Source organism: Salipiger sp. HF18 (genome assembly GCF_011806505.1).
Classification (GTDB): domain Bacteria; phylum Pseudomonadota; class Alphaproteobacteria; order Rhodobacterales; family Rhodobacteraceae; genus Salipiger; species Salipiger thiooxidans.
Map to the genome: position 1 here is coordinate 1 of NZ_JAATOS010000785.1, position 1,226 is coordinate 1,226.

The following is a 1,226-nucleotide window of genomic DNA, read 5'->3' on the forward strand; positions in this document are numbered from 1 at the left end:
GGACGAGCTCGCCCACGCGGCCGGCGCCGACCCGCTCGAATTCCGCCTCTCGCTCGCCCGCGAGGCCTGGGCCCCGGCGGCAGCAGTGCTCGAGGCGGTGCGCGAGATGTCCGGCTGGCGTGCGAAGCCCGAGGGCACCGGGCGCGGCGTCGCCATGTGCTTCAGCTTCGGCACCCCGGTGGCCTGCGTCGTCGAGGTCGCCGGGGAGGACGAGAAGATCCGCCTCACCCGCGCATGGATGGCCGCCGACGTGGGCGTGGCGCTGGATCCCGGCATCATCGACCAACAACTCGTGGGCGGGCTGGTCTACGGGCTCTCGGCGGCGATGATGGGCGAGATCACCTTCGCCGACGGCGCGGTGGAGCAGCAGAACTTCTACGATTACGACGCGCTGCGCCTGAGCCAGATGCCCTTGGTCGAGACCCGCATCCTGCAGACCCAGCGCCACATCAGCGGCATCGGCGAGCCCGGCACGCCCCCTGCCGCCCCGGCCCTGGCCAACGCGATCTTCGACCTGACCGGCGAGCGGCACCGCACCCTGCCGCTCAACCGGGCGGTGGATTTCCGGATCTGAACGGGCGTTTGGCATCCTCCCGAGACGAACCGCCCCCGCACGGATCTCCGCCGGGAGCGCTTTGGAACGGTTTGCCTGATGTCAGCGCTCTGCCCGGTCGCCCTCAGTCAGTGCGGTGGCGGTCAGGCGCAACACCTGTAGACCCAGAAAAACCAGCGCAACCTTGCCACAGAGGCGAAGCGCGACCGGAACCACCGCCCCAGGTCACCCCGGCATCCTTCAAGACCGCCGAATGCGCCCCAACCGGCGACTACGGTCCGTCAAGGCCAGGCACCCCGCCACCAGACCGCGCAATCTCTGCCGAAAACCACGCCCCAGCCGTCGCCCGGCCCCGCCCGGCCAAGCGCGACAAGATCAGGCCGATATCCGCTGCGGCGCCCGTCGCCGCGCCGCCGCGAACTCGCGCACCGCGTTGCCGAAGGCCTCGAAGAGCGGCCGCGACACCGGGTCGTTGGCCGCGTCCCACTCCGGGTGCCACTGCACCGACATGGTGAACCCGGGCGCGCCCTTCACGTAGAGCGCTTCGGGCGTGCCGTCCGGCGCGAAGCCCTCGATCTCGATGCGGGCACCGGGGCGCTTGATCCCCTGCCCGTGCAGCGTGTTGGTCATCACCTCGGGCGCACCGAAGAGCCGGTGGAAACAGCCGCCCTCC

2 protein-coding genes are annotated in these 1,226 nt (G+C 71.0%); one reads left to right on the forward strand and one right to left on the reverse strand.

The genetic code is table 11. The features are described 5' to 3' along the window. A partial coding sequence (locus tag HC022_RS26905) for a molybdopterin cofactor-binding domain-containing protein (protein ID WP_167454415.1) occupies positions 1-574 on the forward strand: 574 nt, incomplete at its 5' end. Positions 575-928: 354 nt separating this feature from the next. Here the strand turns inward: HC022_RS26905 and HC022_RS26910 are convergent. After that, positions 929-1,226, reverse strand: a 298-nt coding sequence (locus HC022_RS26910; protein ID WP_167454416.1) for a gamma-glutamyl-gamma-aminobutyrate hydrolase family protein, incomplete at its 5' end; no start/stop codon positions are given.